This window comes from Halomonas organivorans (assembly GCF_014192055.1).
Lineage (GTDB): Bacteria > Pseudomonadota > Gammaproteobacteria > Pseudomonadales > Halomonadaceae > Halomonas > Halomonas organivorans.
This window is the reverse complement of record NZ_JACHXM010000006.1, coordinates 93,547-118,084: the sequence shown is the minus strand read 5'-3', so window position 1 is coordinate 118,084 and position 24,538 is coordinate 93,547. Positions and strand designations below refer to the sequence as shown.

The window sequence follows — 24,538 nt, the reverse complement described above, 5'->3', positions numbered from 1 at the left end:
GTGCCATCACATGTCGAGATGACGCCATAATATCCGCTACAAAGGATATTGTGCTAATATCCTCTATAGCGGATAAACACATTTTTATCCTCTATAGGGGATATCATGAAGATCACCTCACCCGAGATGCTCGCGCACTCGCTGAAGAACGCGCGCAAGCGTCGCCACCTGACGCAGCAGGCCACCGCCGAGCAGATCGGCATCAAGCAGGCGACCGTCTCCGGCTTCGAACACCACCCGGAGCGCAGCCGGCTCGAGACGCTGTTCAAGCTGCTGTCGGCGCTCGAACTGGAACTGCACGTCACCGAACGCGACCGGCCCGAGGACTCGACGGGCAGCGAGGCGCGCTGGGACCAGGAGTGGTAGGCCATGGCGAACCTCACCGTCGCGATGAATGGCATCGACATCGGCACGCTGGGCATGGCGCGGTCCGGCGCCATGACCTTCCAGTACCGGCCGGAATGGGTCGACCGGCCAGGTGCCCGGGCTATTTCGCTGTCGCTCCCCCTCACCACGGCAGCATATCGCGGCCAGGTCGTCTTCAACTTCTTCGACAATCTGCTGCCGGATTCGGAGGCGATACGGGCCCGCATGCAGGCCCGTTTCCGGGTACCGACGCGGCATCCCTTCGACCTGCTGGCCAGCATAGGCCGCGACTGCGTCGGCGCGATACAGCTCTACCCCGAAGACGCCGCGACCGGCGACGTCCATGCCGTCACCGCCGCACCGCTCGATGAGCGGGCCATCGAGGCGCTACTGTCCGGCTACCAGGACGCCCCCCTGGGCATGGCCGAGGGGCAGGATTTCCGCATCTCGCTGGCTGGCGCCCAGGAAAAGACGGCTCTGCTCTGGCACCAGGGCCAATGGCAGCGCCCCACCGGCAGCACGCCCACCAGCCATATCTTCAAGCTACCGATCGGTTTTCTGGAACACAGTAACATCGACCTGCGCCAGAGCAACGCCAACGAGTGGCTATGCCTGCGCCTGCTGGAGGCCTTCGGGCTTCCGGTGGCCCGTACCGAACTCGCCCGCTTCGGTGGCCAGGAAGTGCTCGTCGTCGAGCGCTTCGACCGACGCTGGTCGCGGGACGGCTCCTGGCTGATGCGACTGCCCCAGGAAGACTTCTGCCAGGCGCTGGGGATCGCCCCGGCGCTGAAGTATGAAAGCGATGGTGGCCCGGGTATCGCGCAGGCCATGCGCCTGCTGCGCGGCTCCCAGCAGGCCGGCCTGGATCGGGACAGGTTCTTCAAGGCACAGCTTCTCTTCTGGCTGCTGGCCGCCATCGATGGACATGCCAAGAACTTCAGCCTGTTCCTCGAGCCGGGAAGCGCTTATCGCATGACGCCGATGTATGACGTGATATCGGCCTATCCCTTGATGCACCAGGGCAGCATGGCCCCGGAACGGGCCAAGATGGCCATGGCGTTGAAGGGCAAGAACCGCCACTACCGATGGGCGAGAATGGCGCCACGTCACTTCATCGCCACCGCGACACAGGTCGATTATTCCCCCGAGCGTGTCGGCATGCTGATGGGCGAGATCGCCGGCGCCGCCGAACGCGTCGTCAACGATCTGGCGACTCGCCTGCCCAGCGATTTCCCGGCCGCCACCAGCGAGCCCATCTTCGAGGGTGTCCTCCGTCAGGCCGCCGGATTGGCGGCATTCCTCGACTGAGCAATGGGTCGCCGTGTCGGACCGAGCGGCGCTGTCGGGCGAACCGCCGGATATGGCAGCATGGGCGGCGTCATGCCATCCCGGAGCCCACGCCCATGCCCTCCCCGCGCCTGCTGATCGGCCTGCCGCTGCTGGCCACCCCGCTGGCGGTCGCCGCCTGGCTATGGCTGACCCTGCTCAGCCCCTGGACCTACGAGCGGCCCGATCATCTGGCACCGATCGGCGAGGGTCCGCATGCCCTCTTCGTCTACGGCACCCTGACCCATGCCCCGGTACGCTGGCTGGTCTATGGCCGCACCGGCGAGCCGACAGCGGCAACGCTGGACGGCTACCGGCGAACCGGCCTCGACCTGGCTCCGAGCCCCGGAGATCGAGTGGAAGGCCTGCGTCTGACGGTCAGCGCCGACGAGCTGGCTCGACTGGATCGCTACGAGCGGTTGGGCGTGCGTTATCGCCGGGTACGGGTGACGCTGGCCGATGGCGATGATGTCTGGGCCTACCGACGGCTGCCATCACACTAGCGGGGAGAGTCGTAGTCTAGGTGCCACAAGAAGATAACGGTATAATTTAGTATCTCCATCCCCTTTGCCTCAGCGGCAGTGGGCCTGACCAGCATGGTTGTGGGGGCGTTCCGCCGCGGCCTACAATGAGCCGCGTTCATCCCAGCGAAACGTTCATACCAGCAAAACAAGGACCGCCCATGATCACCCTCCTCCATAATCCGCGCTGTTCCAAGTCGCGTCAGGCCTTGGCCCTGCTGGAGGAACGCGGCGTCGATGTCACGGTTCGCCGCTATCTCGACACGCCCCTCGACGGTGCCGAGCTGCGCGCCCTGCTGTCACGCCTGACGGCCGAGCCGCGAGCCCTGGTGCGCTCCAGCGAGGCCGAGTGGAAGGCCCTCGGTGCCGATGCCGACGACCCCGACCAGGTGGTGGATGCCATCGTGGCCCACCCCAGGATCATGCAACGCCCCATCGCCGACGATGGCAGCCGGGCGATCATCGGCCGACCGCCGGAAGATATTCTCGCCCTGCTCGACTGAGCTTTCCCGTCCCGGTATCAGGAAGTGACATGACTGCCTCCCTGCCTTATGTGCTGATCCTCTACTATTCGCGCCACGGCGCCACCCGGGCCATGGCCGAGCGCCTGGCCGCCGGGGTCGAATCCTGCCGCGGCATCGAGGCACGGCTGCGCACCGTGCCCCCGGTCTCGCCGACCTGCGAGGCGGTGGATCCGGAGATCCCCGAGGAGGGTGCGATCTACGCCGATCTCGACGACCTGCGCCACTGCGCTGGCCTGGCGCTGGGAAGCCCCACGCGTTTCGGCAACATGGCCGCCCCGCTCAAGCATTTCATCGATACCACCAGCGAGCTTTGGCTGGGCGGCGCCCTGGTGGACAAACCCGCCACCGCCTTCACGTCCACGTCGAGCCTCCACGGGGGCCAGGAAACCACCCTGATCAGCATGCTGCTGCCGCTGCTGCACCACGGCATGGTCTATGCCGGGCTGCCCTACAGCGAGACCGCGCTGATGGAGACCCAGGCCGGCGGCACCCCCTATGGCGCCAGCCACCTGGCCGGCAAGCGCAGCGACCGGCCGCTCGACGAGTCGGAGCGCCAGCTGGCCCATGCCCAGGGCCAGCGGATCGCCAGACTGGCCTTGAGCCTGGCCCATGCCGGAGGTCGCCCATGAGACGCTGGCTGGAAGATCTCGAGGCTCGCCGTGGGCTGGATACCCTGACGACCGAATCGCGGCGCCTGGTCATCCTCAGCTATGCCGTGCTGATCGCCCTGATGCTCTATCGCGGGGTGGCGGTGCAAAGCGACGGCAGTGCCGTCGGCCCCCTGGTCGCCTTCGTGCTGCCGCTGGTGCTGTTCCTGCCGTCGATCCTGGCTCGCCGGGCCCGCGGCCATGCCTGGCTGGCCTTCGTCAGCCTGCTCTACTTCGCCCAGGGCGTGATGGTCGCCACCCTGCCCGGCGAGGGGCTGCGCGGCGTCCTGGAAGCCTTGGTGTCGCTGGCACTGTTCACCGGTTGCATGGGCTATGCGCGTTTTCGCAGCCGCCAGGTCAAGGCGAGCTGAGGCCATGGGCCCGGCTCGGTCCCGCGATGCCTCGCGAGGCGATCGTCACGGACTCCCTCCCCACTGGCGCGAGGCACCGACACCGGTCAACGGCGATGATCCAGCTCAAGGGAATACCCCCCGTCTGGCGTAAGATAATCCCATGCATCCCCACCAACGGTTGAGCTCTCACCGGCAACCGGCGACCATGAGGGGACATTCTAGGAGAACACCATGACACGCAATATCGCCGACATCAGGCGCGACTACGAGGGCGGCCGCCTGGACGAGACCCAACTACCCGACCATCCCTTGGCGCTGTTCGACGACTGGCTGGCCCTGGCACTCGACGCCGAAGGCGAAGACGGCAACGCCATGACACTGGCCACCGTCGACAGCCAGGGACGCCCCCATGCCCGGGTGGTACTGCTCAAGGCCGCCGATGAACAAGGCCTGGTCTTCTACAGCAACTACCACAGCCACAAGGGCAGCGAGCTGGCCAATGTGCCTTATGCGGCCCTGGTATTCTGGTGGCCGTCGCTGTCGCGACAGGTTCGCGTGGAAGGACCGGTCGAGCAGGTCGGGGAAAAGGAATCCGATGCCTACTTTGCCAGCCGTCCCCGTGCCAGCCAGTTGGGTGCCTGGGTCGCCACCCAGAGCGTGGTGATTCCCGACAGGAACTGGCTCGAGGAACGCGAGGCTCGCTTCGAGCAGGCCTATGAGGGGCAAGAGATCCCGCGTCCCGTGCACTGGGGCGGCTATCGCCTCGTCCCCGAGATGATCGAGTTCTGGCAGGGCCAACCGAGCCGTCTACACGATCGCATCCGCTTCGAGCGTCGCGATGACCACTGGCAGCGCTTCCGCCTGGCACCGTGAAGGTGCTTGCGTTCCCCGCCGTGGCGGGGAACGTCAATCCGGCAGACTGTCGAGTCGGTGTCGCTGCCAGTCGCTCGCAGGCTCGTTAAGCCGCAGGACCGCATCCACGACCTGCTCCTCCAGATTGAAGCGCAGCGTGAAACCGAGCTGCTTCATCAACGCGCGCATCGGCTGGTTGTCGATCATGATCTTGCCGATCATCTCCAGGGTTCCCACGCTTCGGCAATAGCGGATCATCTTGTCCATCAGCAGGCTACCGATGCCAAGCCCGTGCAGGTCGTCACGCACGATGATCGAGAACTCGGTGCGGATGTTGTCCGGGTCGTTCCACACCCGCACCACCCCCAGCATCTCCTTGCCGCCCTCGGCAAGAGGATGCTCGGCGATGAAGGCCATCTGGCGATCGTAGTTGATGTGCGAGAGCATCGACAGGTCGCGCTGACTGAGGTCGGCCTTGTTGTGGAAGTAGCGAAAACGAATGCTCTCCTCGGATAGCTGGCGATGGAAACCCTCGATCAGCGGGGCATCCTCGGCACGAATCGGCCGCACCTCGACCTCCCAACCGTTGTTCAGCGTCACCCACTCTCGCAGTTCCTCCGGATAGGGCATGATCGCGAAGCGCGCCGGCGTCCCCAAGTCCATGGCGAAATCCACCGCCAGCATGCCGTCACGGTTGAGCACCAGCGGGTTCAGTTCCAGGCCACGCAGTTCGGTGAGATCGGTGGCCATCTGCGACAGCGTCACCAGCAGCTCACCGATGCGCTCGAGGTCCCGCGACGGATGCCGCGAATGCTCGCGGATCAGCCGCGCGGCATGGGTCCTGTCGACGAGATCCGCCGCCAGGCTCATGTTCAGCGGCGGCAGGGCCACCTGGCGATCGGCCAGGATGTTGACCTTGTATCCGCCGATCCCGAACACGATCACCGGGCCGAACACCGGATCCCGGGTGATGCCGGCACACAGCTGCATCGAGTGCTTGCCACGCTGCATCGACTGCAGGCAATACTCGCGCACCCGAAACTCGGGAAACTTCTCTGCCACCTTGTCGCCCAGCCGCCGGACGCCTTCGGCTACCCGCTCCGCGCCTTCCAGGTCCTGCAACAGCCCGGCAGACAGCTTGTGAGGGTGCTGCCGGTAGCGAAAGGGCCGGCAATTACCGTCGTGGACCACCTTGAGCGCCAGGGGGCCCTCCAGCTCGCCGGTCGCCTCCGCCGCCTGTTCGGGCGTCGTCACATAGCGGCTGGTCGCCACCGGGATGCCGTACGCCTCGAGCACACGCGCCGTCTCGGAGTGGTCCAGGCATTCACGCCCTGCGGCTTTCGCTTCATCGATCAACGCCCGCGACGCCGCCCGGCTCTCGCGGGTCGTCGCAAACGGCAGGCTCGGCGGCGTCTCCTGGAGGAGCGCCTGGACGCGCTGATAATCGACCATGTGCATGAAGGCCTTGACCGCCTTCTCCGGCGAGATGTAGGTGGGAATGCCGGCCTCGTTGCAGGCATGACGTGCCGTCAACGCCTCCTCCAGCCCCATCCAGCTGGTCAGCAGGTTGCGCCGGAAACGCCTGCGCGCCTCGATCACCGCACGGGCCGTGTCACCGGAAGGCGCCAGCCGCGTCGGCGCATGCACCACCAGCACGGCATCGACGCCGGGATCGGCGGCCACCAGCTCGATGGCCTCGACGAAACGCTCCGGCGTGGCGTTGCCGCCCAGGTCCACCGGATTCTCCCCGGGCTTGCTGACGTCCACGTCATCGCGACACAGCGCGTCGCGGGTCGCCTCGGAGAAACTCGCCAGCCGCCCACCGGCGCTGACCAGCTTGTCGATCGCCAGCATCGCCGGCCCTAAGCCGTTGGAGACCACCGCCAGACGATCGCGCTTCAGCGGTCTCATGCGCGACAGGGTCTCCAGGGCATCGAACAGTTCATCGGAATCATCGACCCGGACCACGCCGGCCCGGGCGAAGGCGGCATCGAAGACCTGGTCGCGGTTGGCGACGCCCGGGGTGGGAGGCAGGTTGGAAATGTCCGAGGCAGCGGTACGGCCGCTCTTGATCGCCAGCACCAGGCGATGCCGCGAGGCCTCTCGCACCGCGGTCATGAAGTGCTGGGCATCGAGAATGCGCTCCAGGTGCAGCAGCAGTGCCTGGGTCGGAGCATACTGGTTGAGGTAGTCGATCAGGTCGGGCAACAGCACATCGACGCTGTCGCCAACGGTCACCAGGTGCGAGAAGCCGATGCCTCGCCCGGCGGCCCAGTCGATCATGGCATTGCCGAGCATGCCCGACTGGCCCAGGTAAGCCACCCGCCCCTTGGCGATCGGCTGGCTGGCATAGGAAGCATTGAGATGCCGCCCGGGCACGATCAAGCCCATGCATTCCGGTCCCAGCACCCGGATGCCGGATTCCCGCGCCGCGGCAAGCATGCGTCCGCGAATCGATCCCTTGCCGTCGCGCTCGTCATCCAGATGGGCGCCGCCCGACAGCACCAGGGCCGCCCGGACCCCGAAGCGCCCCAGCTCACCGATCAACCGCGGCACGCGGGTGACCGGGGCACAGATGACCGCCAGGTCCGGCACGTCCGGCAGACGCCCCACGCCGGTGACGCAAGGCACGCCGTAGACGGCATCGTAGCCCTTCGGGTTGACCGCCCACAGCTCACCGCGAAATCCCCCCTCCTGCAGGTTGCGGATCACCAGCCCCCCCATCGAGTGGGGCTTTTCCGAAGCGCCCACGACGGCAATGGTGCGCGGTTCGAAGAAATGGTGCAGAAAGCGGGTGCTCATCGGGCGACTCCGTGGCGGGCAAACAGTCTCCTGTGTACGACTTATGGCCACTGTTCCGCAAGGGCCCAGCGCGCTTAGGGTAAGGGAACCTGGACGGAGCGCTAGCATGATTACGGCCTATCTCACCCACCCTGACTGCCAACGCCATCACATGGGCCCCGATCACCCCGAAAGCCCGCTGCGCCTGGAGGCCATCCATGCGCGGCTGATGCGCGACGGCCTCCTCCAGCAGACCATGCAGGGTGACGCCCCCCTGGCCACCGACGAGCAGCTTGCTCGGGTGCATCCCCCCCGCCACCTGAGAGCCCTGGAAGAGTGCCTGCCCGAGCACGGCCTGATAGCGCTCGACGGCGATACCCTGATGAATCCGGACAGCCTGCTGGCCGCACGCCATGCCGCCGGCGCCGTGGTCCGCGGGGTCGACCAGGTATTCCGCCACCAGGCCGACAACGTCTTCTGCGCGGTGCGCCCGCCCGGCCATCACGCCGAAGCGACCGATGCCATGGGCTTTTGCTTCTACAACAACGTGGCGGTGGGCGCGGCCCATGCCAGGGCCAGGTATAGTGCCCAGCGAGTCGCCATCCTCGATTTCGACGTCCATCAGTGCAACGGCACCATCGATATCTTCCGTGACGATCCCGAAGTGCTGATCTGCACCAGCTACCAGTATCCCTTCTACCCCTGGCGCTACCTGCGCAACGAGCATCGCAACGTGGTCGACACGCCGCTGCCCGCCGGCACCGACGGGGCCGCCTTTCGACGCGCCGTCGAAGACGACTGGTTGCCCGCCCTTCATGCCTTCAAGCCCGACCTGGTGCTGGTCTCGGCCGGCTTCGATGCCCACCGCGATGATCCCCTGGCCGAGCTGTGCCTGGACGACGAGGACTACCACTGGGTGACCCGACTCGCCATGGAGATCGCTGCCCTTTACGCCGACAACCGCCTGGTCTCGGTGCTGGAGGGCGGCTACGACCCCGACGCCCTGGGGCGCGGTGCGGCGGCACATCTCAAGGCACTGCTGGGGCTGCCCTTCGACTGACCCCGGACCTGACCATGGCGTCAGGTTTCTCGATGGCGGGAAACCTCGCTGCCCGCGTCATCGCCCCCGGACGACGTCGCAGCCGGCCTGTTCAGCGTCGCGACGGGAGTCTGCATGCGCTGGCGGATGTGGTAGCCTGTAGGAAACCTTGTTTCCAATAGTGAATCTTCCATGACCGCCACCAAAGACCAGGAGGCCGCGCTACGCATTGCCTCCGGGCGCAAGCCCTTCGTCGAGCCACTGCGCCTTGGCGAGCGCCTCAAGGAGATCCGCCTGGCAAATCAGTGGACCCTGGGCGACGTCAGCGAACGCACCGGGCTGGCGCGCTCGACCCTGTCCAAGATCGAGAACGATCAGATCTCGCCGACCTTCAGCGCCGTGCAGAAGCTGATCAGCGGACTCGACATCGACCTGCCGCAACTGCTCTCCCAGCCGCGTCCCCAGTCGCGCACCATGGGACGCCGCGATTTGACCCGCCGCGGCGAGGGGCAACAGCATCCGACTCCGACCTACGAGCACGAGCTGCTCAGCTGCGAGATGGCCCAGAAGCGCATGATCCCCTTCAAGACCATCGTGCGGGCACGCAGCTTCGAGGAATTCTGCCAATGGGTGCGCCATGACGGCGAGGAGTTCCTGATGGTGCTGGAGGGCGAGATTCAGCTGTTCTCGGAGTTCTACGAACCCCTGCACCTGGCCAAGGGCGACAGCATCTACTTCGACAGCGACATGGGCCATGCCCTGGTCTCGGTGAGCGAGGAAGATGCCGTGGTCCTCTCGGTGTGCACGCCGCGCGAGACCCAATAGCCGCGCTCAGCCCGCTCGATCCCCAGGCCGGCGCGGGGGAATGGCGTCCAGCTCGAGACGCCCCTCGGCGCCGATGGCCTGAAAATGCTTGCCCTTGGCACGAGCAATCAGCAGCACCCCGAAACGCTCGGCGAGCTCTACCCCCTTCTGGGTCACCCCGGAGCGCGATACCAGCACGCCGATCCCCAACTGGGCCACCTTGAGTACCATTTCGGAGGTCAGCCGCCCCGTGGTGTAGAAGATATCCGGCGGCTCGGCGCTCCCCTCACCCAGCCACTGGCGTCCCGCCAGGGTATCGACCGCATTATGCCGCCCCACGTCCTCGACGAAATCCAGCACCCTGGCCTGGCGACACAGCGCGCAGCCATGCACCGCCCCGGCGCTGCGGTAGGTGGCGTTATAGGCGCCGAGATTCTCGAGGAGCGAATAGAGCACCGACTGGCGCAAATGGGTCGGCAGCGGCGCGTGCAGGTCGGTGGCCTCGAGCAGCCGGCCGAATACCGTGCCCTGGCCGCAGCCGGTGGTCACGGTACGCTGGCCCAGGCGCGCCTCCAGGTCGGCGGGTTCGCGACGCGTCACCACGGCCGCCGCTTCGACCTCCCAGTCCACGTGAACCGCCTCGAGATCCTCGAGCCGCTCGATCAGTGCCTGGTTACGCAGGTAGCCGACCACCAGGGCCTCGGGGTCGTCGCCCAGCGTCATCAGGGTGACGATCTCGCGACGATTGAGATAGATCGTCAAGGCACGCTCGGCGGCGATCGCCTGGCGGCGCGCCTCGCCAAACTCGTCGACGACGCGGATCTCCAGGGTGGCCGGCAAGCGGGCGCGACTAAGCCGAATCGACGACATGGGCGAGACTCCGATGGCGACAGGCTTCCCTCATGATGGCACTCCAGGCGCGACGTCGCGACTCGATCGCTGACGCCCCAGCCACCCCGACATTTGGTAAGCTGGACGCCTACCCGATGGGCCAGAACGACAACGGAGTCAATACCATGCAACACCTGGACGACAGCACCCGCACCGAGCTCGAAGCCGCCGCCTTCCGTCGCCTGCTTCGCCACCTGGACGAGCACAAGGAAGTGCAGAACATCGACCTGATGATTCTCGCCGACTTCTGCCGCAACTGCCTTTCCAAATGGCTGGTCGCCGCGGCCGAGGAGCGCGGAGAAACCGTGAACTACGAGGCTGCACGGGAATACGTCTACGGCATGCCCTACGGTGAGTGGAAGGCCAAGTATCAGGCCGACGCCACGCCGGAACAGCAGGCCGCCTTCGAGGCTCGCCAGCAACAGAAGGCAGCGGCCAAGCAGGACGCCGACTCATGAGCGAGGCGATGATCCCGCTGTCGGTGGCGGTTCTGACGGTCTCGGATACCCGCACCGAGGACACCGACCGCAGCGGCCAGGCGCTGGTCGAGCGTCTCACCGCCGCCGGCCATCGACTGGCCGACAAGCGTATCGTCGCCGATGACGTCTACCGCATCCGCGCCGTGGTGGCCGTCTGGATCGCCGATCCCGAGGTCCAGGTGGTCTTGACCACCGGCGGCACCGGCTTCACCGGTCGCGACTCCACGCCCGAGGCGGTCTCGGTGCTGCTCGACAAGCGCATCGAGGGCTTCGGTGAACTGTTCCGCCAGCTTTCCTGGCACGAGGTGGGCAGCTCCACGGTGCAGAGTCGCTGCCTGGGCGGGCTGGCCAACGCCACCGTGGTGTTCTGCCTGCCCGGCTCCACCGGCGCCTGCCGCACCGGCTGGGACGGCATCCTCGCCGAGCAGCTCGACAGCCGACACAAGCCGTGTAATTTCGCCAACCTGGTGATTCCGGAGCGAGGCACCCATGGATGACACCAGCACCCGGCGACACACGCCGTGTCACTCTCTGCAAGGTCCTGCCAACCCGATGATTCCGGAGCGAGGCACTCATGGATGACACCAGCACCCGGCGACACACGCCGTGTCACTCTCTGCAAGGTCCTGCCAACCCGATGATTCCGGAGCGAGGCACCCATGGCTGAGCTCAAGCCGGTCGAGGCCGCGCTCACCGCCCTGCTCGAGGACGTCGTGCCGCTCGGTGCCGAGCGCCTGTCGACCTCGGAGGCCGCGGGACGAGTGCTGGCCGAGGACGTGGCGGCCCAGCTCGACGTGCCGCCCTTCGACAACAGCGCCATGGACGGCTATGCGCTGCATCACGACGACGCCGGTCGCTGGCTGCCGGTCCGCCAACGGATCACCGCCGGTGCAGTGGCCACGCCGCTCGAGCGCGGAAGCTGCGCACGCATCTTCACCGGTGGCGAGATCCCGCCCGGCGCCGATTGCGTGGTCATGCAGGAAAAGGTCGAACTGGACGGCGAGCAGGCATGGATTCCCGCCGACGTCCCGTCCGGCGACAACCTGCGTCGTCGCGGCCGCGACGTGGCGGCCGGCGCATGCCTGCTTGGCGCCGGCACGCGTCTCGATGCCGCAGCACTCGGCCATCTCGCCGGCCAGGGCATCACCGACGTCTCGGTCCGGTGTCGCCCGCGGGTCGCGCTGCTCTCCACCGGAGACGAGATCGTCGAGCCCGGCCAGCCGCTGGGCCCGGGACAGATCTACAACTCGAACCGCCCCATGCTGCGCGAACTGCTGACCCGTTTCGGCGCCGACGTCATTCAGGTCGCCACTGTCCCGGATACCGCCGAGGGAACGCGGCGCCTGCTCGCCCAGGCCGCCGAACAGGCGGATGTGGTCATCACCACCGGTGGTGTCAGCGTGGGGGAAGAGGATCACGTCCGTGGCGCCGTCGAGGCGCTGGGCCGGCTCGACCTGTGGCGGCTGGCGATTCGCCCCGGCAAGCCGTTGGCGCTGGGGCGCCTGCCCGGCGCCAGCGGCGAGGTGCGCTTCGTGGGGCTGCCAGGCAACCCGGTGTCCGGCTTCGTCGGCGCCTGGCTGTTCCTGCGTCCGCTGATGGGAGCGCTGCTGGACTGCCCTGCCCTTGGCAGCCTGCCCCGGCTCAACGCCCGTGCCGCCTTCGAGACGCACACCGGCCCCCGCCAGCATTACATGCGCGTGACCCTGGATTTCACCGCCGAAGGCATCACCGCCCACGCCTTCCGCGACCAGAACTCCGGCGTACTGTCGTCCTGCGTGGGGGCCGATGCCCTGGCCATCGTCCCGCCCGAGACATCGCTGGCGAAAGGCGCTGCCGTGGACTGCCTATGGCTGCGGGTCGACTGACCCCGGCCGGACCCCGAGCCTGGCCTCGAGGTCCGGCCACAGGCGCTCGAAGGCCTCGTCCAGGGCCATATAGTCGCGCTCGAGCCAGGGCAGCAACTCCGCAAGCCGGTTGGGTCCCGAGAGCCGTCGCCCCAGCCCCGCCACGGCCCGGCAGGTGAAGCGAAAATCCGCATAGCCGCGCAGCCAGTCCTGGCTGACCAGGGCCGGCGCCATGGCCGCCAGGCGCGTCGGGGCCGGCCGCGTCTCCAGCAGCCGGTAGCAGCGGGGAATCAGCCAGTCGCGTTCGGCTATCGTCAAGCGGCGTGCCAGACAGTGATCCCACATCAGATCGAGGGCGATGCCGGCGACGCGGCGCCCACCGCGGGGAGCCCTGTCCTTCATCTCGCCGATCACCGCATGACCATCGACGAAGGCATCCACGCGACGATGGTGGCGGATCCCCTCCGCCACTGCCGTCGGCCACGCCGACAGGTCGGCGCCCTTGACGCCGTCGGCGATCAAGTTGCCGTAGAGGAAGTCGTCGCTGCCGCCGCGCGCGAGCCAGCCGTGGGCCAGGAAGTTCATGTCACAGGCAATTGGTCGGTTTGGGCAATCCCGCCAGGCGCGCCGCCAACTTGGCGGGGCTGCCGGGGAACAGCCGCATCAGATGGATCGAGCGCCCCTTGTCAGGCCCCAGCTCGCGGCCGACGGCCTTGACCAGGGGCCGCATGGCCGGTGCCATCTGGTAACGGGCATAGAATTCGCGCAGCACCTCGAGCACTTCCCAGTGCTCGGCTTCCAGCGTCATCCCTTCCTCTTCCGCCAAGGCCTCGGCCACCGTGGATGACCATTGGCCGAGGTCGACCAGATAGCCCTCCGGGTCGAGCCCGATATTGCCTTCCGGCACGGATAGATAACGGTATATTTCGGTGCTCGCCATGACTCAGTACCAGCTCAATGTCTGTTCGGCTTCTTCGGTCAACTGGACGAAGCCATCCACGTCCACCACCTGCACCGAGGCGTCGCAGTGGCCAAGCAGACCACGCGCCTCCAGATCCTCGCGCAGCGCATAGAGCCGTCCCGGGATGTCCTCATAGTAGCGGACCAGTTGGGGCAAGGCTCCCTGCACGCCATCCTCGATCAGCAGCAGTCGGTCGTCCGGCCCCATGGCGGACAGCGCCTGGCCGTAGACGCGGCTGCTGGCCGGCGAACGATTCACGATATGGAGTTTCATGGTCGTCAGGCTCCAGGCCGAGGCTAGAAGGTCAGCACCCGAGGATGCGTCTCGACCGCATGGGCGATCGCCTCGGCGGTCAGGGCTTGGGGGGCAAGCATCAGCTCGTGCTCGTCCAACCCGAAGCGCGCCAGGGCCTCGGCCTCGACCCATAGCGTCTCGATATCATACATCTCGAGCATCTCGAGTGTCGGCGCGGTGCCTTTCTGCCCCAGGGCACCGGTACCCTGCCCGGCGAGGAGTGCCAAGACGCCATCTCCCATGAAAAGCAACGAGACCCGGCGCCCGAAGGCGGCCGCCACCAGGGCCACGTCCAGGCCTTCGCGCAGCCAACTGCTGCCGTGGGGACCATGACGCAGGATGACCAGCAGCTCGCCGTCAGGCATGTCATTGTCGTGGCTCATCGTTCCTCTCTTTTCAAGGCCCGAAGGTCACCAGCCGGTCACAGCGCTGACCCAGGTCGACCAGTTGCCCTACCCCGGTCAGCTCGAACGGCTCAGCGACGCTATGTCCTTCCTTGCCATGACGGGCAGCCTCTCGCGCGTCCATCAGGCCGCGACGCAGTGCCGCCGCGATGCATACCTGCAAGGCGACACCATGATCGTCATGAAGCGCCACCCAACCGTCGACCAGATGCGGCTCATCCTGGGGCGGTGCCGCCAGCCGGGCCGCATTGTAGACCCCGTCATGGTAGAAGAACACCGCTTCGAGGCGATGCCCCCGTGCCACCAGCGCTCGGGCAAAACGCAGCGCCGAATGGCTGGCCTGATCGCTGTAGGGAGCCCCCATCAGCAGGATCGCATAACGCATGATCATTCTCGCAGAAACAGGCTGGCCCCGCCGTAGCGGGGCCAGCATCCTCATATCGCTTGACGCGTCAGTCCTGGCTCATGACCCCGAGCAGGGAGAGCAGGCTGACAAAGAGGTTGTAGATCGATACATAGAGGGTAATGGTCGCGAGAATGTAGTTGGTTTCGCCGGCCCGATGAACGATCTCGCTGGTCTGGTAGAGAATGGCCGCGGAGGCAAACAGTACGAAGCCTGCGGAGACCATCAGCGACAGCGTGGGGATCTGGAAGATCAGCGCGGCGACCATGGCCAGCACCAGCACGATGGCGCCCGCCATCATGAAGTTGGCGAGGAAGCTGAAGTCCTTGCGCGTCACCAGCGCCACGGCGGAAAGACCGAAGAACGTCAGACCGGTCAGCCCGAGGGCGGTCATGATCAGCTCGGCACCGTTTGGCAGTGTCAGGTAGGCACTGAGGATCGGCCCAAGCGTGAAGCCCATGAACCCGGTGAAGGCGAAGGTCGCCAGCAGGCCCATGGCGGAGTTGGCGGTCTTGTGGACCAGGAACATCAGCCCGTAGGCGCCGATGAAGAAGACCAGGATGTTCATCTGCTGGATGCCCAGAGCCACGGCGGCACCCGCCGTCACGGCGGAGAACAACAAGGTCATCGCCAGCAGGCCATAGGTATTGCGCAGCACCTTGTTGGCGCTGACGGCACCTGTCCGCTGCGTTGTCACTCGTGTGTCTTGGTAAGCCATCGATCCAGAGCTCCCTTTGGTTGATCCTGGCAATGTGGACACAGGATGCCGCCTGGGGGTTCCCGACGCAAGTATCGCCCCGGGCGCGATTCAACGAACTTCTGGCGCAGCGAAGCCAGCCAGCAGCCGCTCGGCAACGGCCAATTCATGGGGCGTCGCCACGAACGCCGGCGCATTGCGCTGCTGTGGGGCTCGCGCCGGCCGGCCCCACGACCTCATCTTCGCCGGCGCAGAGAACATGCGATAACACCTTGATCGCACGAGAGTCTTGACCTCCGAAAAAATAATGGTAAAGTAGCTCGCCGTGAGCCGGAGGGATGGCAGAGCGGTTGAATGCACCGGTCTTGAAAACCGGCGTAGGTGAGAGCCTACCCAGGGTTCGAATCCCTGTCCCTCCGCCACCTTTTTCCAAGGGGATCAGCTACTTAGCTGATCCCCTTTTTCGTTTTCGAGCCCCCTGAGGTGTCGCCAGCAGAGCAGCGGCTTGGGGACCGGCCGACATTCCTCTTCCCTCTTCCCTCTTCCCCTGCACCGCCCGCAAGGCAGGTATCACGGAAATCGAGGACGGCCCGGCTTGCGAGAGAAAGCGGCATCCGAGGCTTGCTCGGGGCGACCTGCACCGCTTGGACGATCCACCTGTCACAATGGCGTTTTAGCGCGTTCCGCCATCTTTCTTTCGGCCAAGCGCCGCCGTGCTGCGCCTGCGTCCTCTGGCTGATATGATCCGAAGGATTTACCGCCGAGCGGACGCCGCAAGAGTCTTCTCATGACCCATCGAGACACAGGCATCTTCACCACGCACGAGGATCCATACCCCGTGGTAGCGACGATTGCCGTATTGATTCGGGACGGCCGGATTCTTCTAGTGCGTCGCGCCAATCCACCCGACGCCGGCCTGTGGGGCTTTCCGGGTGGAAAGATCGAGCGGGGAGAAAGCATAGAGCAGGCTGCCATGCGCGAACTGCACGAAGAAACCGGTATCGTGGCAAGCGCGCACAGGACCTTCAATGCCATCGATGCGTTCGACGTTGGCGACGACGGCAGGCTTCGGCATCACTTCGTTCTCATCGCCGTGCTGTGCACCTGGCGAGCCGGCGAACCTGCTGCGGGTGACGATGCCCTCGAAGCCGGCTATTTCGATATTCAGGGTCTGGGCGATGGCCGCGTCCCGCTTAGCCGAAACGTAGCGGAGGTGGCGCTCCAGGGTGCCGACATCTTCCGGGCAGAGCTCGCCGAATAAATCGCCTTGCGGCTTTCGCCCCTGCCGCGGTCTGCTTTCGATGATGCCAGGCCGCTCGCTAAAGCATGGGTGGGATGGTGCAACGCGATGGCGGGCTGCCACGGCAACACACAATTCAAGGGAGCAGCGAATTCGCTGATCCGCTTTATCGCGTGTTCGATGGCGGAAATATCGTCGAACACCCCGCTCGGCCGCTGCTCGCCAACCTGGGCGCTCGAGTCATAGTGCGGCAAGCTACCGTCCCCTCCCTCCTTGTCATGGCAGCCCAATGGGAACAGCGTCACTCAGCAGCCTGATAGCCCGGCATCGGCAGGATTGGCCGGCAGGCGTGGCCCATGCCATTCGCGACCCGCGTGAGCCGCATCTATCGCTTTACGCCGATGAAGAAGCCGCCATCACGGGTATGGGCATCAAACGGCGAATGGAGTTCGCAGCCGGACGTTCGGCTGGCCACGCCGTGCTGGAAAGCCTCGGCTGCCCTGCCACGTCAATTCCGATGGGTCGGGATCGAGCCCCCATCTGGCCATCGGACGTCGTTGGCAGCGTTTCGCATAGCCAGGACGTCTGTGTGGCGGTCGCAGCGTTATCCTGCAATGTCCGGGCCATCGGCATTGATGTCGAGAACCTGACGTCGCTGGACGATGACCTCGCGGCAGACATAGCCAGTCCCCGGGAGCTGGCCTGCATGAATGCCCCTGTCGGGCTGGCAGCGCTACGCGTCTTTTCCATGAAAGAGGCCGCCTACAAGGCGCAATACCCCATCAGCCGAACGCCCCTGGACTTCGATGCCCTGGAAGTCACGCCACTAGGGTTGCGCTTTCGCTTCCCGGTCCCCGGCTTTCATCGCGGCGCTCTGCTCCCTGTATGCCAATGGACCAACGCCGACCTGTGCCTTTCGCTTTGCGTGCTGTAGCGCCGTGTGCATGGCCAAGCGCCTCGGGGTCAGCGCATGGACATGCACGGGCGCCAGCCAATAGTCGGCGCCCGCTGGCCTTGGCCATGAATGATCGAGGCGTGGTTACCCGCTAGTCGACGGCTTCCCCCTGCGGGATCGGCACGCCGAGATACGACAGGTAGCTCTCCAGCTCTTCGCGCGCGAATACCGGCTCCTCGATACCGCTGTCACGGAGAAAGTGCTTGGTATTCCGGCAATCCCAGAGGTAGGTGTTCTGATAAAGCTCCACCGTGGACTGATCCTCGTACATGATGTCGTTGAACAGGCTCAGCAAGGGATACAGCGGTGCCTTGTCATCATGCTCCCACTGCGCCTTCCATTGCGCATAGGGAAGCGCCCGAAAGCGATAACCGAAGTGCTCTTCCAGACGGCGGAAGAATTCCTTTAACGTGAGATTGTTGTCTCCCTCATGAATGAGGTTGAACTTGTGCCCCAGACCTTCCGGGTTTCGGGATATGTGCGCGATCGCCGCCGTCATGTAGTCGACGCTGGTCAGCCCCTCGCGTAACGCTGCAAGATCCGGGATGCTCTGGTGCGTCACGCAGGTCTTCACCAGACGCCCCCACCACTGGTAATCCGCACACACGCCTCGGCCGCTATGATAAGTGGCATAGCCCAGACGGAAGGTCATCAGCGGCAAGCCACGCTCGGCGGCCTGATCAGCGATCTTTTCCATGACCCACTTGCTGCGCACATAGCCGATATCGGTGATCACCGCCTCCAGGTTCTGATCGATATCATCGCTCTCAAACATCACGCGCTTGCGAGTATGCAAGTGGCCCCAGCTGTATACGGAAATTGTCGAGAGCAGAATCAATGGCTTGGTGCGCACGGCGGCGGCGAAATTGAGCAGCTCCAGCAGACCCTGGACGTTATCCCGCTTCATGTAGGAATAGGGCTGGATGAAGTTGACCGCGCTGGCCGAGTGGTAGATCACGTCCACCTGACCGGCGAGCTGCTCATAATGCGTTGCCGTCAGCCCGAGACGCGGTTCTGCCAGGTCGCCCCGATAGACCTCGATGCGCTCACGCTCTGCCTCGGAGAGCGTGATGCCGTAGCGCGCCAGGGTGTCCTCCAGTCTCCGCCAGGGGTCGGTGCCTGAACGCGCCCGGACGGGACAGTGGACGCATGCGTCGGTAGTGGCAAGCAGGTCCGACAGCAGATGGGCACCGACGAAACCGGTGACACCGGTCAGCAGGATGTGACGAGGGTGAGTCAGCGTGTCCGGCGACGCCCAGGGCGAGAACGCCAGCTCATCGGGGAGCGCGGCATCCTCTCGCAAGGGGTGAATACGCTCCCGGTCCAATGAGGTCCGAGGCCGCCCTTCTCCGCGCCGCTCTTCCAGCAGGCCTGCCAGCGAGGCGATGGTATCGTATTCGAAGAGATCGCGGATCCACACCTGAACGGACAATCGCTCACGCACATCCTGCATCAGGCGGGCGGCCAGCAAGGAGTGGCCACCGACGTCGAAGAAGCGGTCGTTGCGGCCGAAGCGTCGATGACCGAGGGCCCTCTCCCAGGCGTCGGCGAGGTCAGCTTCAATTCGAGTGGCATATACCTCCTCTGGTGCGCGTTCACTGACGCCGTTGTCGGTACTGCCTATCAGCCGATGATACTTCTGCAGCAGCGCCGGCTTGTCCGTCTTGCCATTGGCATTCAGCGGCAAGGCATCGAGCCGCAGAATGGCCGCCGGTGCCATGTAATCCGGGAGGGTGTCCATCAGACCCCGACGGAGCTCGCTTTCCGCTACCGGCTGCGTATCATCGGGCACGATAAAGGCCAGCAGTTGGTGTTCGCCGCCGGTCTCCGTCGACGCCACCAGCACCACCGCCTCTCGTACGCCGGGCTGTGCGTTCAGGGCTTCCTCGACTTCTGCCAGCTCGACGCGGTTGCCGCGAATCTTCACCTGATCGTCCAGGCGACCAAGGAACTGCAGGCGCCCGTCCGGCAGGCAGCGAGCCAGGTCGCCACTGCGGTACAAGCGCTGTCGCCACTGGGGATGGATGATGAATTTCTCCCGCGTCAGCGGCTCATTATGCAGGTATCCCCTGGCCAGATTGTCGCCGCCGATGAAGATCTCGCCGGTCTCGCCGTCCGGTACGGGATCCAGGTGCTCATCGAGCAGGAAGATGTCACTGCCTGCCATGGGTCGGCCAATGGCGGGGCGATCATCCACCTGGCTGCCCGGGACTCGATGGATGGTGGCGAAAATAGTGGCCTCCGCCGGTCCGTAGCAATCCACCAGCTGATAGGGCAAGTGCTCGGTTGGCGGTGGCGTCAGCTTCTCCCCCGCCGTGTAGACATGCGTCAGCGCCAGTTCCTTCGGCTGAGGTCGCGCGGTGATGGCCGGTACCAGGGCGGTGGGGACGAAGGCATGCGAGAGGCACTGGTCGGCGAAGAATCTCAGTAGCCGATCGGGATCAAGTCGCGTTTCCTCATCGGGCAGGATCAGGGTACCCCCGGCGATCAGCATCGAGGCAACTTCCAACTGCGCCACGTCGAAGCCGGTGCCGGCCATCAGCGTGGAGCGGCTGTCCGAGGTCACGCCCAGGTTGTCGTTGTGGGCGACCACCACACGGTTGAAGGCATGGTGCTCCACCATCACTCCCTTGGGGTTGCCCGTCGTGCCCGACGTGAAGATCACGTAAGCCAGATCCTGGGACGACGGCAAGACACCCGGGGCATCTTCGACGTCCTGCAGGTCGTCGATCGCATGCAGGCAAAAGGCAGCGTCGCGAGGAGGTTCGGCGCAAGCCGCCAGTGCAAAGGCAGCACCGCTCTGCGACAGGATGCGTTGCTGGCGCTGCAGTGGATAGCGAACGTCAACGGGGATATAGGCGGCACCGCTTTTCATGACCCCCAGAATGGCCGCCACGAAACGATGCGTTCGATCGCACAGCAGGGGCACCAGATCGCCCTTGCCCACCCCCTTTTTCCTCAAGAAGCTGGCGATGGCATCGCTGCGGCGATCCAGCTCCCGGTAAGAAAGACGGGACCCCGGGTCGACCAGGGCAATCTCGGTCGGAGTCCGTTCGGCGTGATACAGGAAATGATGAAGCACTGTGGCGCGATCCGTCATCATGATAATTCCTTTTTCTGATGATTAACGACCAATGAGGCACACTTTCCCGATAGAGGGAGGCTATCCCTCGCACCAAGCGTAGGAGAGGGTCAGGGGCTGTAAAGGAAATTCTTATTAAGAAATTTCTTAATTAATCATCAAGCCGACAGATTTCCGGCGGCAGAAGCGGGGCAAGCAGCCAGTTCCTTCAACGGCGACGACGAATCGCCTGCAGATAGCCGCCTGGAAACACGCTTAGGCCATGCCAGACAGCAGCTCACGGGCCTCGATCAGCGTCAGGTTGCCGGTGGCGAAAGCCCCGGTATCGATGTAATGCACGTTGCCCAGGGTCGTCGGCGACTCGAGGATGGTATGGCCCACCACGACGGCATCGATCCCGGCCACGGGCGTATCGTCGCCACAGCGGATGCGCCGCCTGCCCCACACCAGGTCATGGCGATCGCTATCGTCGATACGTGACCAGTCCGTCGGCGGCTCGGCATGCAACAGGCCGATACGCCGATCTCCCACGGCGATCTCGCGGGCATAAGGCAGGCGTTGCAATGCCGCCTCGAGCAGGCGACCGAGCGACTGCTGATCCTCTGCCAACGCCCAGCCGCCGCCGTTGAGCTGCCACAGGGCCATGGCATCGCCATCCTTGGCGAGGGCATCGCGCGCCAGCAGTTCGTGATTGCCTCGCACGCCGAAGAACCACGGCTCGAGGGCCAGCGCCAGGCAGTCTCGCGAACGTGGCCCACGATCGATGAGATCGCCGACGGAGAACAGGCGATCACGCCGCACGTCGAAGGTGACGCTCTCGAGAAGCCTCATCAACTGTTCGTACTCGCCGTGGAGATCGCCCACGAAAAAATCGCGCCCCCATGCATTGGTCGAGTGCCGGATCATGGTGACCGCTCCGCGGATTAGAGTGGCGGAAGCTGCCGACACCGCCCCCAGCGGACTGGCTCGGGCCGGCTTTCGACTGCAGTGTCGACCACCGCGGCGCGACTGTCAGTAGAGACGCAGCCCCACCCGGGTGATGCGATTGCCGTCCATCTCGTTGACGACCCAGTGGATGCCGTGCCAGTCCACGTCATCGCCCACCACCGGATGGCCGCCGACACGCAGGGCAATGAACTCGGCAAGGGTCATCTCCTGCTCACCCGGGCTGAGGGTCAGGCCGTAGGCATCGGCGATATCGCCGAGACGCGCCTCGCCGTCGAAGTTGAAGGCACCGAAGAAAGCGCTCTGCCGCCGCAGGGTGGCATCGCCGTTGAACAGCCGGTTGAGGGCCGGCAAGTCATCCTCGCGGCCGATCACACAGACCGTATCGCCCCGACACAGCCGCGTGCTGCCCTTGGGATGCAGCATCACGCCGTCCCGGAACAACGAGGCAATCAGCGCCCCGGAGGGGAAGCGCAGCAGCCGGATCGGCACGTCCTCGAGGTCTGCGCTCTCGACCCGATAGACGAGCATCTCGTAGTCGTTGGCGGACTGGATACCCAATGGCCCCCGACGGCTGGGCGTGATGCTGGGCGGTATCTCCACCCGCAGCCGGCGAGCCATCCACGGCAGGCTGCCCCCCTGGATCAGCAACGACAACAGCACCACCGCGAAGGCGACATTGAAGTACAGCGAGGCATTCTCCACGCCGCCGATCACCGGGAAGATCGCCAGTACGATGGGGACGGCGCCCCGCAGCCCCACCCAGGCAATGAAGCCGACCTCGCGCCAGCGAAAGCGGAAGAACGGCTTGATGGCCACCAGCACGGCCAGCGGACGGGCCACGAAGATCAGCGCCAGGGCCACCACCGCGGCCGGCAGGGCGTAGGCCATCATCTCGCTGGGCGTGACCAGCAGCCCCAGCACCAGGAACAAGCCGATCTGGCTGAGCCAGGCCAGGCCATCGTGGACCGGCAGAATGAAGTTCAGGTGGCGCCCCGGCCGGTTGCCGATCATCAGCCCGGTCAGGTAGATGGCCAGGAAGCCGCTGCCGCCCAGTGCGCTGGTCATGCCGAATACGCAGAACCCCAGCGCCAGCGCCAGCAGCGAGTAGAGCCCCGGCGCCAGGTCAAGCCAGGTCAGCAGCCGGGCGATCAGCCAGCCGGCGCCGAGCCCAAGGGCGATACCCAGGCCGAACTGCTGGAGGAAGAACAGCGACGTTTCGAGCCACCCGCCAATGTCGCCGACCAGCAACTCGACCAGCATCAAGGTCAGGAAGATCGCCATGGGATCGTTGGTGCCCGACTCGATCTCCAGCGTCGCCCCGACCCGCTCGTTGAGGTTGATGCCACGCCCGCCCAGCATCGAGAACACCGCAGCGGCGTCGGTGGAACCGACGATGGCCCCCACCAGCAGGCCCTGGACCAGGCTCAGCCCGAAGACCCACATGGCGATCATCCCCACCAGCGCACTGGTGACGAATACGCCCAGGGTCGCAAGCGACAGCGCGGGCTTGAAGCCGACCCGGAAGGTCTTGAGCCGGGTGCGCAGGCCGCCGTCGAGCAGGATCATCGCCAGCGCCAGGTGACCGATCAGGAAGGCCAGCGGATAGTCGTCGAACTCGATGCCGAGCAGCCCCTCCTCCCCGGCCAGCATACCGAGGCCGAGGAACAGCAGCAGCAGCGGCACGCCCACCAGGGTGGAGAGCCGGCTGGCAAGGACGCTCAAGGCAATCAGGAAGCCGCTGAGCAAAAAGAGAGTGTTGATCGTGTCCATGGCATCCTGCCTCAGAGATGAGCTGAAGTATCTCACGCCGCACGCCCGCTCGCGACGACCGACCTACGTTGATCGCGGTGCTGGCCAGGCGGGACCGCTCGCCGCTAGACTAGCCGCGTTTTGCCCCGGCCCCGAGCCTCGCGTCGTCACCACCGGGGCCCCGCTGGAGTCACTGTGCATGCCGTCAATGACACGCTACCTGGCCCGGATGCGGCGCTGGGCCTCGCCGGCCCTCGCCGTTGTCCTGCCGGCCCTCCCCTTGGCCGGGAATGCCAACCCGGGAGATGCCCCCGCGTCAGGCTATCCGCCGCTCGGCACCGAGGTCATGGTGCCGGACCTGGCACCGTCGACGAACGAAGATGTACTGGCCGACTTCGAGGGACACATCGGCGGTCCGGCCGTGGATACCCCCACGCGACCGGCCGCACCGGCCATGGCCAGCGGGCCTGTAGGCCCGATCGCGCCGCCCCCGGTCAGCCACCTGTCGCTGATGCTCGACTGGTACCCAAGCCCGCGTCATGCGGCACTGTTCGTGGCCCGTGCGCTCGACATGTTCGCCAGCCGCGAACTGGACGTCGATATCCGCACGCCCGCCGACCCCGACGTCCCCACCAAGTTGCTCGCAGCCTCGCGGGTCGATCTGGCGCTCACTCGGCAGCCACTGCTGCACCTGCTGGTCGACCAGGGGCAGCCCCTGGTGCGGGTGGCCACCCTGGTTGGCGTTCCCTTGGCAGCGCTGGTGATCGACGACGATGCCGGCATCGAGGGACCAGCGGACCTCGCCGGCACGCGCATCGGCCATGCCGACCTGGATGACGAGGTGGTATTGCTGGCCAGTCTGTTGGCCAGGCACGACATACCTCGCGACGCCCTCGACAGCCCAGACCTGCATTTCCGCCTGGAGCAAGCCATGCGCGAGGGGCGCGTGGATGGCGTAATCGGCGCGGTGCGCTATCTGCTGCCCCGCTCGCTGGCCGACGATGGCCTGTCGACCCGCACCTACACCACCGAGGCAATGGGTGTCCCGCGCTATGATGGCCTGATCCTGGTCGCCAATCGCCACCACCTGGCCCAGCAGCGCGACGCCATCGTGCGGCTGGTGGACGCGTTGGAGGAAGCCACCGCCTGGATCCTCGAGAACCCCGAACGAAGCTGGGAATTGCTGGTCACCGCCGAGCCCGCACTCGACACCCCGACCAACCGCAGCGCCTGGCCCGAGGCCATGGCCCGGCTCAGCCTGACGCCCGCCGCCCTGCATCGGAAGCGTTACATCGATCTCGAACGCTTTCTGGCGGATCATCACATGGTCTCGGCGACCACGCCGGTGAGCAGGCTGGCCGTCGATCCCAATCGATGA

Annotated in this window: 26 protein-coding genes and 1 tRNA gene; 16 read left to right on the top strand and 11 right to left on the bottom strand. The window is 65.6% G+C overall.

Features of this window, described 5'->3' with window-relative positions; all coding sequences use genetic code 11:
- Nucleotides 1-105 precede the first annotated feature (105 nt).
- The 7 genes from FHR96_RS08735 to pdxH all read left to right on the top strand — a co-directional run bounded on the left by FHR96_RS08735 (nt 106) and on the right by pdxH (nt 4,610).
- Complete coding sequence (locus FHR96_RS08735; protein WP_183387283.1) at nt 106-366, top strand: helix-turn-helix domain-containing protein; 261 nt, start codon at nt 106-108, stop codon at nt 364-366.
- Between the two features lie 3 nt (nt 367-369).
- Nucleotides 370-1,674: a type II toxin-antitoxin system HipA family toxin gene (locus tag FHR96_RS08730; protein WP_183387282.1), complete on the top strand. Its 1,305-nt coding sequence runs from the start codon at nt 370-372 to the stop codon at nt 1,672-1,674.
- Nucleotides 1,675-1,769: 95 nt separating this feature from the next.
- A complete protein-coding gene (locus FHR96_RS08725) occupies nt 1,770-2,195 on the top strand; it encodes a gamma-glutamylcyclotransferase family protein (protein WP_183387281.1) in 426 nt (141 codons plus the stop codon).
- A 179-nt stretch (nt 2,196-2,374) separates the two neighbouring features.
- Nucleotides 2,375-2,716: an arsenate reductase (glutaredoxin) gene (arsC, locus tag FHR96_RS08720; protein WP_183387280.1), complete on the top strand. Its 342-nt coding sequence runs from the start codon at nt 2,375-2,377 to the stop codon at nt 2,714-2,716.
- 29 nt (nt 2,717-2,745) lie between these two features.
- Nucleotides 2,746-3,366 carry an NAD(P)H:quinone oxidoreductase gene (gene wrbA / locus FHR96_RS08715; RefSeq protein WP_183387279.1) on the top strand — a complete coding sequence of 207 codons (621 nt, stop codon included), beginning with the start codon at nt 2,746-2,748 and terminating at the stop codon, nt 3,364-3,366.
- Nucleotides 3,363-3,755 (top strand): DUF2069 domain-containing protein, encoded by a 393-nt coding sequence (locus FHR96_RS08710; protein ID WP_183387278.1) that lies wholly within the window; start codon nt 3,363-3,365, stop codon nt 3,753-3,755. Before wrbA ends, FHR96_RS08710 begins: the two co-directional genes overlap by 4 nt.
- 213 nt (nt 3,756-3,968) lie before the next feature.
- Nucleotides 3,969-4,610, top strand: a complete 642-nt coding sequence (gene pdxH, locus FHR96_RS08705; RefSeq protein ID WP_183387277.1) for a pyridoxamine 5'-phosphate oxidase — start codon at nt 3,969-3,971, stop codon at nt 4,608-4,610.
- Nucleotides 4,611-4,643: 33 nt separating this feature from the next.
- On the opposite strand, the gene FHR96_RS08700 is transcribed toward pdxH, so the two are convergent.
- On the bottom strand, nt 4,644-7,391 hold the full coding sequence (locus FHR96_RS08700) for a bifunctional acetate--CoA ligase family protein/GNAT family N-acetyltransferase (RefSeq protein ID WP_183387276.1): 2,748 nt from the start codon (nt 7,389-7,391) through the stop codon (nt 4,644-4,646).
- Nucleotides 7,392-7,497: 106 nt separating this feature from the next.
- Between FHR96_RS08700 and FHR96_RS08695 the strand changes: the two genes are divergently transcribed.
- Nucleotides 7,498-8,430, top strand: coding sequence for a histone deacetylase family protein (locus FHR96_RS08695; protein ID WP_183387275.1), 933 nt, complete (start codon nt 7,498-7,500; stop codon nt 8,428-8,430).
- A gap of 171 nt (nt 8,431-8,601) precedes the next feature.
- The gene (locus tag FHR96_RS08690) at nt 8,602-9,234 is read left to right on the top strand and encodes a helix-turn-helix domain-containing protein (RefSeq protein ID WP_183387274.1); all 633 of its coding nucleotides are present in this window, start codon (nt 8,602-8,604) and stop codon (nt 9,232-9,234) included.
- Nucleotides 9,235-9,240: 6 nt separating this feature from the next.
- Here FHR96_RS08690 and FHR96_RS08685 read toward each other — a convergent pair whose 3' ends face one another.
- Nucleotides 9,241-10,083: a formate dehydrogenase accessory sulfurtransferase FdhD gene (locus FHR96_RS08685; protein WP_183387273.1), complete on the bottom strand. Its 843-nt coding sequence runs from the start codon at nt 10,081-10,083 to the stop codon at nt 9,241-9,243.
- A 146-nt stretch (nt 10,084-10,229) separates the two neighbouring features.
- On the opposite strand from FHR96_RS08685, the gene FHR96_RS08680 reads away from it, so the two are divergent.
- From FHR96_RS08680 to FHR96_RS08670, 3 genes are all read left to right on the top strand, one after another.
- Entirely contained in the window at nt 10,230-10,562 is a 333-nt protein-coding gene (locus FHR96_RS08680; protein ID WP_183387272.1) for a DUF1244 domain-containing protein, read from the top strand.
- On the top strand, nt 10,559-11,080 hold the full coding sequence (moaB, locus tag FHR96_RS08675; RefSeq protein ID WP_183387271.1) for a molybdenum cofactor biosynthesis protein B: 522 nt from the start codon (nt 10,559-10,561) through the stop codon (nt 11,078-11,080). Before FHR96_RS08680 ends, moaB begins: the two co-directional genes overlap by 4 nt.
- A gap of 162 nt (nt 11,081-11,242) precedes the next feature.
- Nucleotides 11,243-12,448, top strand: a complete 1,206-nt coding sequence (locus FHR96_RS08670; protein WP_183387270.1) for a molybdopterin molybdotransferase MoeA — start codon at nt 11,243-11,245, stop codon at nt 12,446-12,448.
- On the opposite strand, the gene FHR96_RS08665 is transcribed toward FHR96_RS08670, so the two are convergent.
- From FHR96_RS08665 to FHR96_RS08640, 6 genes are all read right to left on the bottom strand, one after another.
- On the bottom strand, nt 12,428-13,012 hold the full coding sequence (locus FHR96_RS08665) for an acyl carrier protein phosphodiesterase (RefSeq protein ID WP_183387269.1): 585 nt from the start codon (nt 13,010-13,012) through the stop codon (nt 12,428-12,430). The genes FHR96_RS08670 and FHR96_RS08665 overlap by 21 nt on opposite strands.
- Nucleotide 13,013: 1 nt before the next feature.
- Entirely contained in the window at nt 13,014-13,367 is a 354-nt protein-coding gene (locus tag FHR96_RS08660) for a TusE/DsrC/DsvC family sulfur relay protein (RefSeq protein WP_183387268.1), read from the bottom strand.
- Between the two features lie 3 nt (nt 13,368-13,370).
- The gene (gene tusB, locus FHR96_RS08655; protein ID WP_183387267.1) at nt 13,371-13,661 is read right to left on the bottom strand and encodes a sulfurtransferase complex subunit TusB; all 291 of its coding nucleotides are present in this window, start codon (nt 13,659-13,661) and stop codon (nt 13,371-13,373) included.
- Nucleotides 13,662-13,684: 23 nt separating this feature from the next.
- Complete coding sequence (tusC, locus tag FHR96_RS08650; protein WP_246392865.1) at nt 13,685-14,065, bottom strand: sulfurtransferase complex subunit TusC; 381 nt, start codon at nt 14,063-14,065, stop codon at nt 13,685-13,687.
- A gap of 13 nt (nt 14,066-14,078) precedes the next feature.
- Entirely contained in the window at nt 14,079-14,471 is a 393-nt protein-coding gene (gene tusD / locus FHR96_RS08645; RefSeq protein ID WP_183387266.1) for a sulfurtransferase complex subunit TusD, read from the bottom strand.
- 67 nt (nt 14,472-14,538) lie between these two features.
- Entirely contained in the window at nt 14,539-15,207 is a 669-nt protein-coding gene (locus FHR96_RS08640; RefSeq protein WP_183387265.1) for a Bax inhibitor-1/YccA family protein, read from the bottom strand.
- A gap of 311 nt (nt 15,208-15,518) precedes the next feature.
- Between FHR96_RS08640 and FHR96_RS08635 the strand changes: the two genes are divergently transcribed.
- From FHR96_RS08635 to FHR96_RS08625, 3 genes are all read left to right on the top strand, one after another.
- A tRNA-Ser gene (locus FHR96_RS08635) sits at nt 15,519-15,608 on the top strand.
- A 365-nt stretch (nt 15,609-15,973) separates the two neighbouring features.
- On the top strand, nt 15,974-16,447 hold the full coding sequence (locus FHR96_RS08630) for an NUDIX hydrolase (protein ID WP_183387264.1): 474 nt from the start codon (nt 15,974-15,976) through the stop codon (nt 16,445-16,447).
- Between the two features lie 328 nt (nt 16,448-16,775).
- Nucleotides 16,776-17,360 (top strand): 4'-phosphopantetheinyl transferase superfamily protein, encoded by a 585-nt coding sequence (locus FHR96_RS08625; protein WP_183387263.1) that lies wholly within the window; start codon nt 16,776-16,778, stop codon nt 17,358-17,360.
- A 112-nt stretch (nt 17,361-17,472) separates the two neighbouring features.
- Here the strand turns inward: FHR96_RS08625 and FHR96_RS08620 are convergent, their stop codons facing one another.
- The 3 genes from FHR96_RS08620 to FHR96_RS08610 form a co-directional block, all read right to left on the bottom strand.
- A complete protein-coding gene (locus FHR96_RS08620) occupies nt 17,473-20,484 on the bottom strand; it encodes an amino acid adenylation domain-containing protein (protein WP_221195750.1) in 3,012 nt (1,003 codons plus the stop codon).
- A 234-nt stretch (nt 20,485-20,718) separates the two neighbouring features.
- The gene (locus tag FHR96_RS08615; protein ID WP_183387262.1) at nt 20,719-21,369 is read right to left on the bottom strand and encodes a metallophosphoesterase; all 651 of its coding nucleotides are present in this window, start codon (nt 21,367-21,369) and stop codon (nt 20,719-20,721) included.
- A 105-nt stretch (nt 21,370-21,474) separates the two neighbouring features.
- Complete coding sequence (locus tag FHR96_RS08610) at nt 21,475-23,181, bottom strand: potassium/proton antiporter (RefSeq protein ID WP_183387261.1); 1,707 nt, start codon at nt 23,179-23,181, stop codon at nt 21,475-21,477.
- Nucleotides 23,182-23,359: 178 nt separating this feature from the next.
- On the opposite strand from FHR96_RS08610, the gene FHR96_RS08605 reads away from it, so the two are divergent.
- Nucleotides 23,360-24,538, top strand: coding sequence for an ABC transporter substrate-binding protein (locus FHR96_RS08605; RefSeq protein WP_246392864.1), 1,179 nt, complete (start codon nt 23,360-23,362; stop codon nt 24,536-24,538).

Excerpts from the sequence above, each read along its gene's own strand:
- FHR96_RS08735 (WP_183387283.1), top strand. The coding sequence starts at position 106 with ATGAAGATCACCTCACCCGAGATGCTCGCGCACTCGCTGAAGAACGCG.
- FHR96_RS08730 (WP_183387282.1), top strand. The coding sequence starts at position 370 with ATGGCGAACCTCACCGTCGCGATGAATGGCATCGACATCGGCACGCTG.
- FHR96_RS08725 (WP_183387281.1), top strand. The coding sequence starts at position 1,770 with ATGCCCTCCCCGCGCCTGCTGATCGGCCTGCCGCTGCTGGCCACCCCG.
- arsC (WP_183387280.1), top strand. The coding sequence starts at position 2,375 with ATGATCACCCTCCTCCATAATCCGCGCTGTTCCAAGTCGCGTCAGGCC.
- wrbA (WP_183387279.1), top strand. The coding sequence starts at position 2,746 with ATGACTGCCTCCCTGCCTTATGTGCTGATCCTCTACTATTCGCGCCAC.
- FHR96_RS08710 (WP_183387278.1), top strand. The coding sequence starts at position 3,363 with ATGAGACGCTGGCTGGAAGATCTCGAGGCTCGCCGTGGGCTGGATACC.
- pdxH (WP_183387277.1), top strand. The coding sequence starts at position 3,969 with ATGACACGCAATATCGCCGACATCAGGCGCGACTACGAGGGCGGCCGC.
- FHR96_RS08700 (WP_183387276.1), bottom strand. The coding sequence starts at position 7,391 with ATGAGCACCCGCTTTCTGCACCATTTCTTCGAACCGCGCACCATTGCC.
- FHR96_RS08695 (WP_183387275.1), top strand. The coding sequence starts at position 7,498 with ATGATTACGGCCTATCTCACCCACCCTGACTGCCAACGCCATCACATG.
- FHR96_RS08690 (WP_183387274.1), top strand. The coding sequence starts at position 8,602 with ATGACCGCCACCAAAGACCAGGAGGCCGCGCTACGCATTGCCTCCGGG.
- FHR96_RS08685 (WP_183387273.1), bottom strand. The coding sequence starts at position 10,083 with ATGTCGTCGATTCGGCTTAGTCGCGCCCGCTTGCCGGCCACCCTGGAG.
- FHR96_RS08680 (WP_183387272.1), top strand. The coding sequence starts at position 10,230 with ATGCAACACCTGGACGACAGCACCCGCACCGAGCTCGAAGCCGCCGCC.
- moaB (WP_183387271.1), top strand. The coding sequence starts at position 10,559 with ATGAGCGAGGCGATGATCCCGCTGTCGGTGGCGGTTCTGACGGTCTCG.
- FHR96_RS08670 (WP_183387270.1), top strand. The coding sequence starts at position 11,243 with ATGGCTGAGCTCAAGCCGGTCGAGGCCGCGCTCACCGCCCTGCTCGAG.
- FHR96_RS08665 (WP_183387269.1), bottom strand. The coding sequence starts at position 13,012 with ATGAACTTCCTGGCCCACGGCTGGCTCGCGCGCGGCGGCAGCGACGAC.
- FHR96_RS08660 (WP_183387268.1), bottom strand. The coding sequence starts at position 13,367 with ATGGCGAGCACCGAAATATACCGTTATCTATCCGTGCCGGAAGGCAAT.
- tusB (WP_183387267.1), bottom strand. The coding sequence starts at position 13,661 with ATGAAACTCCATATCGTGAATCGTTCGCCGGCCAGCAGCCGCGTCTAC.
- tusC (WP_246392865.1), bottom strand. The coding sequence starts at position 14,065 with ATGAGCCACGACAATGACATGCCTGACGGCGAGCTGCTGGTCATCCTG.
- tusD (WP_183387266.1), bottom strand. The coding sequence starts at position 14,471 with ATGCGTTATGCGATCCTGCTGATGGGGGCTCCCTACAGCGATCAGGCC.
- FHR96_RS08640 (WP_183387265.1), bottom strand. The coding sequence starts at position 15,207 with ATGGCTTACCAAGACACACGAGTGACAACGCAGCGGACAGGTGCCGTC.
- FHR96_RS08630 (WP_183387264.1), top strand. The coding sequence starts at position 15,974 with ATGACCCATCGAGACACAGGCATCTTCACCACGCACGAGGATCCATAC.
- FHR96_RS08620 (WP_221195750.1), bottom strand. The coding sequence starts at position 20,484 with ATGATGACGGATCGCGCCACAGTGCTTCATCATTTCCTGTATCACGCC.
- FHR96_RS08615 (WP_183387262.1), bottom strand. The coding sequence starts at position 21,369 with ATGATCCGGCACTCGACCAATGCATGGGGGCGCGATTTTTTCGTGGGC.
- FHR96_RS08610 (WP_183387261.1), bottom strand. The coding sequence starts at position 23,181 with ATGGACACGATCAACACTCTCTTTTTGCTCAGCGGCTTCCTGATTGCC.
- FHR96_RS08605 (WP_246392864.1), top strand. The coding sequence starts at position 23,360 with ATGCCGTCAATGACACGCTACCTGGCCCGGATGCGGCGCTGGGCCTCG.